Origin of the sequence: Brooklawnia sp., from assembly GCF_049651565.1 — a bacterium.
Lineage (GTDB): Bacteria > Actinomycetota > Actinomycetes > Propionibacteriales > Propionibacteriaceae > Brooklawnia.
On the sequence record NZ_JBASCI010000117.1, the window covers coordinates 1 to 9,162 of the forward strand.

Genomic DNA, 9,162 nt, shown 5'->3' on the forward strand with positions numbered 1-9,162 from the left:
GGCCCGCGCCACCCCGGAGACCGCCGATCGCGTCGGCAGCTACCGAGCCGTGATCCACGAGATGGTCGAGGCGCGGGCGCTTCGGCTCGGCCAGTTGGGCGTCAGCAACCAGCCGGCCCACCACATCCCCTACATGTACCTGCACGCCGGCCGGCCGGACGCCACCCAGGCGCTGGTCGCCGAGATCTGCGACCGGATCTTCGTGGGTTCCGAGATCGGCCAGGGTTACCCCGGCACGAGGACAACGGCGAGATGTCGGCCTGGCAACTGTTCGCGATGATCGGGCTGTACCCGCTGCAGGTGGGCTCGGGCCAGTTCGTGCTCAGCACCCCGGTCTTCGACAAGGTCGTCTGGCACCGCGACGATGGCACCACGCTGCGGATCACCGCCAGCGGTGCAGGCCGGTTCATCGCGGCGGTCCGGATCAACGGCGCACCGTGGCACCAGGTCTGGGTCGACGTCGACACCCTGCACGCTGACTGCAGCATTGAGGTGCAGCGCTCGAGACGCGCAGGCGACTGGGGACGCCAATCCCGGCCGACTTCGCTCAGCCGGCCGCGAGGCGGTGGACTGCGGCACTGGCAACCCGACCGCACCCGGCAGGCCACCATCCGGCCGGCCGCGCCGACCCTGGTTGACGACGACGGCGCCATGGTGCAACGGTTGCCCGCCGGGATGGCCATCGAGTTCAGCTGGGACGAGGCGTTCGTCCCGTTGTGCGCTGCCATCACCTTCGCCGAGGTGCCGACGGACGGCGGCTGGTGGCTGGATGTGCACCAGCCGGGCAGCGGTTGGTCGTCCAGCGGCCCCACGGTGCAGCCGCAGCGGCCCGACCAGACCACGCCGCAGCCGCTGCCGTCCCGGCCGATCGACGGGCTCCGGCTGGTCGCCGGGCAGGATGTCGACCTGCGTCAGGTCGAGATCTTCTGAGCCCTGTCAACCAGTAGTGTTCCGCCATGCAACGCCGCACCCTGCTCACCACCGCGCTCGCCCTAGCCTCGGCCGGGGCGCTCGGCTCCTGCGCCGCACCTCCTCGTGAGCCTGCCGGCCCGGCCGGGCCACCCGAACCGATGCCGGCCGTGGCAGCGTTTGCGGCCCGGCTGATGGGCCAGTTGCTGCAGCCCGGCCAGAACCACCTGCACTCCCCCGCCTCGGTGGTGCTGGCGCTGGGGCTGCTGCGGCCGGGCGCGTCCGGCCCGGTGGCCGAACAACTCGACGAAGTCATCGGCGCCGACAACCGCGAGGGCTGGACGGCCTGGGCACACCGTACGATCGAGACCCTGAGGTCGCGCACCGGCACCTTCACCGAGGCCGACGTGACCAGGAAGGTCACCGTGCTGGTCGCTCAGGCCGCGTTCGCCGCCGTCGGCCTGGACCTCAAGCCCGAATACGTCACCACCATCACCGAGCAGCAGGGCGCAACCATCGGCGAGGTCGACTTCTCCCGGCCCGAACAGGCCGCCCGGGTGATCAATGACTGGGCGGCCGAGCACACCGAGGGCCAGATCGACCATATCATGCAACCCGGCCAGATCGACCCGCGGATGGTGCTGCTGCTCGCCAACGCCCTGCACTTGGCTGCGAACTGGCGCCGCGAGATGACTGTCGAGGACGAGGCCACTACGCCGTTCACCCGTGAGGACGGCTCGGTGGTCAACGTCCGCATGATGTTCGGCGACACCCCCGGCTGGTTCTCCGACGCGAACGTGGACGCGGCGCTGATCCCGTTCGCCGGTGAGCGGCTCGCGATGGCGGTGGCCCTGCCGAAGACCGGGGACTGGGCGGCGTTGCTGACCGCCTGGGCCGATGGCGGGCTGGATGCGATGCTGGCCGGCTTCGACACCGACCAGCAGGTTGCCCTCAGCATGCCCGGTTGGCGGCTCGACTGGTCGGACAGCCTGAACCAGGCGCTGACCGCGGTCGGGCTGGGTCCGCTCTTCCACGCCGGCGATGACCTGTCCGGCATCGCGGATGCCGGCCTGAGCGTCGGCCAGGTGCTGCACCGGGCCGTGATGGAGGTCGACCAGTACGGTGTGGTGGCGTCTGCGGTGACCGCGATCGGCATGATCACCAGCGCTCCGGCCGAGCCGAAGCAGTTGCGGCTGGATCGCCCGTTCGCCTTCGTGATCTTCGACACCCAGACCCGGCTGCCGCTCTTCATCGGCCGGCTGTGCGATCCGCAGGCCTGATCGGAAGGCCGACCGCCGCCCGTTCCAATAGTCTGTGGGGATGGCATCGGAGGCGACGCGAACGGAACGACTGGCGGCCATCCTGCAGCACAACCCGGTGATCGCCAGCATCAAGGACGACGCGGGGCTGGAACGGATGCTGGCCAGCCGGTCGCGGCTCGGCTTCCTGCTGTACGGGACCATCAACTCGCTGCCCGAGCAACTGCGGGCGGTGGCCGCCGCCCGCAAGCTGGCCTTCGTCGACATCGACCTGATCGACGGCCTGAGCGCGGACGCCGCTGGTGTCGGGTTCCTCAGGTCGCAGTTCGGCGCCCGCGGGCTGCTCAGCAGCAAGTCGGCGGTGGTCAAGGCGGCTACCCAGACCGGCATGGTCGCCATCCACCGGCATTTCATGATCGACTCGATGGCCTTCCACAGCCTGTCGCGGCTGATCCGGCAGGCCGACCCGGATGCCGTCGAGATCCTGCCCGGCTGCATCCCCAAGGTGATCGGATGGCTGCGGGACGAGGTGCCCGTGCCGTTGATCGCCGGCGGCCTGATCCACGACGAGGACGATGTCGAAACCGCTCTGCGTGCAGGCGCGGCCGCGATCGCCACCTCCAACTCCGAGCTGTGGGACTACCAGCCCAACCGACCCGTTTGACGCAGTGGGCTGCACCACAGCCAAACGTGAACCCGAGCTCGGCGGCTCGCGTCTTGACGCCGCCGCAACGGAGGGCTTAGCATCTGCTCCAAGCAAAACCGAATAGCGGTTCAGCCGCGAATTGCTAGAGACCAGAGAACAGCAATGAAACCCCAGACCCGGGTTTCGGCTGTTCTTTTTTTGTTGCCCGAAGAAGGGATCCAAATGGCCTTGCGCGACTTCGAACTCAACTGGTTCGGCCTGACCGACCGGGTTGCCATCATCACCGGCGGCAACACCGGGCTCGGCCAGGCCTACTCGGTCGCGCTGGCCAGCGCAGGAGCCGACATCTTCGTCCCCTCCCTCGGGCCCGACCACAGCGACACCGCCGAACTGGTGGCCGCCACCGGACGGCGCTACGTCTTCCTGGACACCGACCTGACCGCTCCCGGAGCGCCCGACGACATCGTCGAGACCTGTCTGGCCGAGTTCGGCCGGATCGACATCCTGGTCAACAACGCCGGCATCTGCCTGCTGGACGACGTCGAGGGCTTCGACCGCGGCAAGTGGGACCCGATGTTCGCGCTCAACGTGACCGCCGCGTTCGAACTCAGCCACGCCGTCATCCCGACGATGCGGGCCCAGCGCCGCGGGAAGATCATCAACATCTGTTCGCTGTTCTCCTTCCTGGGCGGGCAGTGGTCGCCGGCCTACGCTGCCTCCAAGCACGCGATGGCGGGGCTTACGAAGGCCTACTGTGATGAGCTCGCCGCCGACGGCATCCAGGTCAATGGGCTGGCACCGGGCTATTACGCCACCGCCATCACCGCGGCCACCCGCGCCAATCCCGAGACCAACCAGCGGGTCCTCGACCACATTCCAGCCGCCCGCTGGGGCGAACCGGAGGACCTGATGGGGCCGATGGTCTTCCTGTGCAGCGACGCCTCCAACTACGTCAACGGCCAACTGCTCGTCGTCGACGGCGGATACCTCGTCCGATGAACGACCAGCAAGACCTGTTCGTGGGCATCGACGGCGGCACCCAGAGCACCAAGGTCCTGGTCTTCGACCGGTGGGGTTCGGTCGTCGCCCAGGGCGTGCACGCCCTGCGTCCGATGACGATGCCGCGCAAGGGACACTTCGAACACCCCGACGACGACCTTTGGGTCTCACTCCAGCAGGCCGCCCGCGCCGCCATGGCACAACTCGGCGAGCGGAGACGGGACGTCAAGGGCATCGGGCTGTGCAGCATCCGGTTCTGCCGGGCGCTGCTGACCGGGGACGGGACGCTGGCGTCCCCGGTGATGAACTGGATGGACGAACGAGTCGGGCAGCCGCACCAGCCGTCCCCCGACGTCGCCTTCGTGACCGCGGCGTCCGCCTACCTCACCGCCCGGCTCACCGGCCGGGTGGCCGACTCGGTCGCCAACTACGCCGGCATCTGGCCGGTCGACCACGACCGCTGGGACTGGTCGACCGCTGACGACGACCTGGCCGCGATGGAGCTGACCCGCGACCTGCTCGCCGAACTGGTCAAGCCCGGCGAGGTGCTGGGCACCGTGACCCCGGCAGCCGCCGAGGCCACCGACCTGCCAGCCGGCGTGCCGGTGGTCGCGACCGCCAACGACAAGGCGGTGGAGGCGCTGGGCAACGGCCTGCTGCAGCAGTCCCAACTGCTGCTCTCGCTCGGCACCTACATCACCGCCATGCGCCCGGCCGGGCAGCGGCGTCCGGACAGTTCGGCGCACTGGTCGAACCTCGCCTGCCAGCCGCACCGCTACCTCGACGAGAGCGGTGGCATCCGGCGCGGCATGTCGACGATCTCGTGGATCCGCGACCTGGTCGGGGTCGAGCTCGCCGAGCGGGCGCAGCAGGCCGGCTGCCGGGTCGAGGACGTCATGAACGACGCGGCCGGACGCGTCCCGCCCGGATCGAACGGCCGGCGGACGGTGCTGGACTGGCTGGCCCCGGTCGACGCACCACACCCGCGTGGCGCGATGGTCGGCTTCGACGCCCGACACGGTTGGGCGCAGATGTACCGGTCGATCCTGGAGGGCATCGCGATGACGATGCGGCTCAGGTCGCAGGCCATGGCCAGCGCGCTCGACCAGCAGGTCACCTCGATCATCGTGTCGGGCGGCGGATCGGCCAGCGACCCGATGATGCAGATCGTCGCCGACGTCTTCGCGGTGCCGGCCAGCCGGGCAAGGGTGACCAACGGCGCGGCCGTCGGGGCCGCGATCTGCGCCGCCGTGGCCGTCGGCGCCCACCCCGACTTCGAGACCGCCGCGCAGGCCATGGTGCAGATGGCCGACACCTTCACCCCCGATCCGCCGGCCGTAGCCACCTACGACGAACTGATCGACACCTACGCGGCGCTGCCCGATCAGCTCGACCAACCCTTCCGCCAGATTCACAGCCAGGGATTGTGAGGAAATGATGCCCACCAGAACCCAGATAGTCGATCGCCTGATCGAACTGCTCGGCCCGGACAACGTCGTCACCGACCAGCGGGAGCTGCAGCTCAGCAGCATCGACCGCTACCGCAAGTACCAGGACATCCACGGGGTCTTCGTGCTGCCCATCCCGGCGGCCGTCGCCTACGTCCGCACCGCCGCCGACGTGGCCGCCGTGCTGACCTACGCCAACGAACACCGCATCAACGTGGTGCCCCGCACCGGCCGCAGCGCCACCGAGGGCGGCCTGGAGACGATCGTGGCGGACAGCATCGTGCTGGACGGCTCCCGGATGAACCGCATCCTCGACATCGACGCCGAGAACATGCAGGCCACCGTGGAGTGCGGCGTCGTCCTGGAGGACCTGGAGAACGCCCTGCGACCGCTCGGCCTGACTACCGGCCACTCGCCGCAGTCGAAGCCGCTCGCCCAGCTCGGCGGGCTGACCGCCACCCGCAGCATCGGCCAGCTGTCCACACTGTACGGCGGCATCGAGGACATGGTCGTCGGCCTGGAGGCGGTCTTCCCCAACGGCACCGTCACCCGGATCAAGAACGTGCCTCGCCGAGCGGCCGGCCCGGACATCCGGCACATCGTGATCGGCAACGAGGGCGCGCTGTGCTACATCACCGAGGTCACCGTCAAGCTGTTCCGGTTCACCCCGGAGACCACCCGCTTTCTCGGCTACCGCGTCCCGGACATGGCGACCGGGTTCGCGATCCTGCGCGAGGTGATGGTGGCCGGGCTGCGGCCCGCGGTGATGCGGCTGTACGACGAGGACGACTCCCAGGGCCACTTCGCCCCGGTCGCCGACAACCAGTGTGTGATGGTGTTTTCCGCCGAAGGCCACCAGCGCATCGTGGACGCCACCATCGCCACCATCGCCGAGATCGTGGCGCCCTACGAGCAGGTAACCCCGCTCGACCCGGCATTCTTCGAGAACTGGTTCGCCCACCTCAACTGGGGCGTCGAACAGATCAGGCAGGAACGTCAGGAGATCCGCGACACCGGCGAGATCGGTTTCACCACCGAGGTCTCCGGGTCGTGGTCGGTGATCAACGACATCTACCAGACCACCGTCGACCGGGTGCGGGCCGAGATCGACAATCTGATCTGGATCGGCGGGCACTCGTCCCACAGCTACCAGACCGGCACCAACGTCTACTTCACCTACTACTACAAGGTCGACTGCGCACCGCAGGACGAGGTCACGACCTACCACGAGCCGATCAACCGGATCATCTGCGAGCAGGCGCTCGCCTGCGGCGGCTCGATCGTCCACCACCACGGCATCGGAAAGGCCCGCACGCCGTGGACCCGGGCCGAGCACGGCTCTGCCTACTACCTGCTGGAAACCCTGAAGACCGCGTTCGACCCGAACGGCGTGATGAACGCCGGAACCATCTACCCGATTGAATCCTGAGGAGTCGGAAATGCCCAAGATCCGTCCCATTGCGTTCTGGCCGCCGGTCATCCTGTTCGTGGCCGCCTGCGCCTACAACTTCATCGACCCCGAGGGCTTCACCGCCATGATCAACGGCGCCAACAACTGGTTGATCAACAACATGGCCTGGGCGTTCAGCCTCGGTGTGCTGGCGATGTTCATCGTCATCGTCTGGCTGATGTTCTCGAAGTTCGGTGACGTCCGGATCGGTGGCCGCGACGCCGCACCGATGCTGGACAACTTCCGCTACTTCTCCATCACGCTGACCTCGATCATCGCGATCGGCCTGTTGCTGTGGGGAACCTCGGAGCCGCTGTACCACTACACCGCCCCGCCGGTATCGCTGGGCATCACCCCTGAATCACCGGAGGCGATGGTCTTCGCGGTCTCCACCATGTTCACCCACTGGAGCTTCCTGCCGCTGGCGATCTACGCGGTGCCGTCGATCACCTTCGCCTTCGCCTTCTACAACATGCGCAAGCCCTACTCGATCGCGTCCACGTTGACCCCGATCTTCGGTAACAAGGTGCTTGGCAAGTGGGGTCAGGGTCTGGACGCTGTGGTGATGTACTCGCTGGTGGCCGGGATGTCGGCCTCCTTGGCCAGCGGCATCCTGGTGATCGGCGGGGGCCTGAACTACCTGACCGGTTGGCAGACCGGGCTGTTCATGTGGCTGGTGGCCGACATCGCGATCGTGGTGACCTTCGTGATCAGCTCGATCACCGGCCTGTTCAACGGCATACGCAGGCTGTCCGAGATCAACACCATGTTCTTCATCGGCCTGTTCGTCTTCGTCTTCATAGTCGGTCCATCGTTCTTCGTGCTGAACCTCGGGGTGGAGAGCCTCGCCAACAACCTGGCAACCTTCTTCCCGAAGGCCATGTTCACCGGCGCGGCGGCGGGCGACCCGTGGGCTGGTGGCTGGACGATGTTCTACTGGTGCAACTGGCTGTCGTGGGCGCCGATCTCCGGCATCTTCCTGGGCCGGATCTCCTACGGGCACACCATCCGCAAGGCACTCACGGTCCAGTTCGTGCTGCCCGCCCTGTTCAACATCATCTGGATCGGCATCTTCTCCGGGGCTGCCATCAGGCTCGACCAGGAGACCGACGGCGCGTTGGCGGCGGCAGTTGCCAACGGCCCCGAGTTCGCGGTCTACGAGTTCCTGACCCACTACCCGCTCGCGTGGCTGCTGATACCGGTCTTCCTGTTCATCACCTTCCTGTCCTACGTGACCGGCTCCGACGCGTACACCACCACGATCGGTGGCATGTCGAGCACCGGCATCTCACCCACCTCACCGGAACCGCCCAGATACATGAAGATCTTCTGGGGCTTCCTGATCGGCGCCGTCGCCATCATCCTGCTGGCGGCCACCGGCGGCGCGGACGGTGTGAAGATGCTGTCCAACCTCGGTGGCCTGCCGGCGCTGATCCTCGGACTGCTCATGGTGGTGTCCCTGATCAAGGTGGCGACCAACCCGGCCAAGTACGACGTCCGCAAACAGGACTATGACGCCGACGGTGTGCCGATCAAGTCGGTCGCGAAGAAGGCGACGATGAGCGAGGAAGCCGTGATGGCTGCCTACGCCAAGGAGGCCGCCGAGGCCGAACGGGCGCATCACCTGGCGCCTGCCACCGTGGGCGCGACAGCGACTGCCGACCTGGCGGCCGACCCGGCTGACCAGACCGCCGAGGAGGCCCGGTGACCCGGGCCGCTGTCCTGCACCAGGTCAACACGGACCTGGTCGTCACCGACGTGGTCCTGCTCGACCCCGGACCCCGAGAAGTCCGGGTGGCGCTGGCGGCGTCCGGGGTCTGCCACTCCGACGTGATGCCCGCCCGCGGCACCTCGCCGAGCCCGCTGCCGATCATCCTGGGCCATGAGGGCTCCGGGGTGGTCGAGGCGGTGGGCAGCGAGGTCACCCGGGTCAAGGTTGGAGACCATGTGATCCTGTCGTGGGCGCCGGAGTGCGGGCAGTGCTTCTACTGCCTGTCGGGACGGTCGAACCTGTGCGCCGCCTACGCGCCCAAGGTGCTGGAGGGCGGCCTGCTGGACGGCACCAGCCGGTTCCGCAGCACTTCGGGCGAGGTGATCAGCCAGTACTCCTTCCTCGGTACCTTCACCACCGAGACCGTGGTGCCCGAGCAGAGCTGCGTGCCGATCCCGCCGGAGATGCCGCTGCTGCCGGCAGCCCTGGTGGGTTGTGCAGTGATGACCGGCGTCGGGGCGGCGCTGTTCTCCGGGAACACCCGGGTCGGCGACACCGTGGTGGTGTTCGGCGCCGGTGGGGTCGGCATCAACGCCGTCCAGGGTGCCGCCATCGCCGGCGCCGGCCGGGTGATCGTGGTGGACGCCAACCCGGCCAAGCAGGCGATGGCCGAGGCTTTCGGGGCGACCGACTTCCTGGTCGGCGCGGCCGACCCGGCCGGGCAGGTGCTCGAGCTGACC

General features: G+C 68.1%; 7 protein-coding genes and 1 pseudogene. All 8 read left to right on the forward strand.

Translation table 11 applies throughout. The features are described 5' to 3' along the window. Positions 1–61: 61 nt before the first annotated feature. A pseudogene (locus WBL05_RS05665) lies at positions 62–930 on the forward strand (glycoside hydrolase domain-containing protein). A gap of 26 nt (positions 931–956) precedes the next feature. Further along, positions 957–2,189, forward strand: coding sequence for a serpin family protein (locus WBL05_RS05670; protein ID WP_424224358.1), 1,233 nt, complete (start codon positions 957–959; stop codon positions 2,187–2,189). A gap of 40 nt (positions 2,190–2,229) precedes the next feature. After that, positions 2,230–2,832: a glycerol-3-phosphate responsive antiterminator gene (locus tag WBL05_RS05675; RefSeq protein WP_424224360.1), complete on the forward strand. Its 603-nt coding sequence runs from the start codon at positions 2,230–2,232 to the stop codon at positions 2,830–2,832. A gap of 204 nt (positions 2,833–3,036) precedes the next feature. Then, positions 3,037–3,813, forward strand: a complete 777-nt coding sequence (locus tag WBL05_RS05680) for an SDR family NAD(P)-dependent oxidoreductase (protein WP_424224361.1) — start codon at positions 3,037–3,039, stop codon at positions 3,811–3,813. After that, positions 3,810–5,243: an FGGY-family carbohydrate kinase gene (locus WBL05_RS05685; protein WP_424224362.1), complete on the forward strand. Its 1,434-nt coding sequence runs from the start codon at positions 3,810–3,812 to the stop codon at positions 5,241–5,243. Before WBL05_RS05680 ends, WBL05_RS05685 begins: the two co-directional genes overlap by 4 nt. A 4-nt stretch (positions 5,244–5,247) precedes the next feature. Beyond that, positions 5,248–6,690 (forward strand): FAD-binding oxidoreductase, encoded by a 1,443-nt coding sequence (locus WBL05_RS05690; protein WP_424224363.1) that lies wholly within the window; start codon positions 5,248–5,250, stop codon positions 6,688–6,690. Between the two features lie 10 nt (positions 6,691–6,700). Then, positions 6,701–8,419, forward strand: a complete 1,719-nt coding sequence (locus tag WBL05_RS05695; protein ID WP_424224365.1) for a BCCT family transporter — start codon at positions 6,701–6,703, stop codon at positions 8,417–8,419. Then, positions 8,416–9,162: alcohol dehydrogenase catalytic domain-containing protein (locus WBL05_RS05700; RefSeq protein WP_424224366.1), on the forward strand; the 747-nt coding region annotated here is incomplete at its 3' end. The genes WBL05_RS05695 and WBL05_RS05700, both read left to right, overlap by 4 nt.

Coding starts and splice junctions, on each gene's coding strand:
- WBL05_RS05675 (WP_424224360.1), top strand. CDS start 2,230: ATGGCATCGGAGGCGACGCGAACGGAACGACTGGCGGCCATCCTGCAG.
- WBL05_RS05670 (WP_424224358.1), top strand. CDS start 957: ATGCAACGCCGCACCCTGCTCACCACCGCGCTCGCCCTAGCCTCGGCC.
- WBL05_RS05690 (WP_424224363.1), top strand. CDS start 5,248: ATGATGCCCACCAGAACCCAGATAGTCGATCGCCTGATCGAACTGCTC.
- WBL05_RS05685 (WP_424224362.1), top strand. CDS start 3,810: ATGAACGACCAGCAAGACCTGTTCGTGGGCATCGACGGCGGCACCCAG.
- WBL05_RS05695 (WP_424224365.1), top strand. CDS start 6,701: ATGCCCAAGATCCGTCCCATTGCGTTCTGGCCGCCGGTCATCCTGTTC.
- WBL05_RS05680 (WP_424224361.1), top strand. CDS start 3,037: ATGGCCTTGCGCGACTTCGAACTCAACTGGTTCGGCCTGACCGACCGG.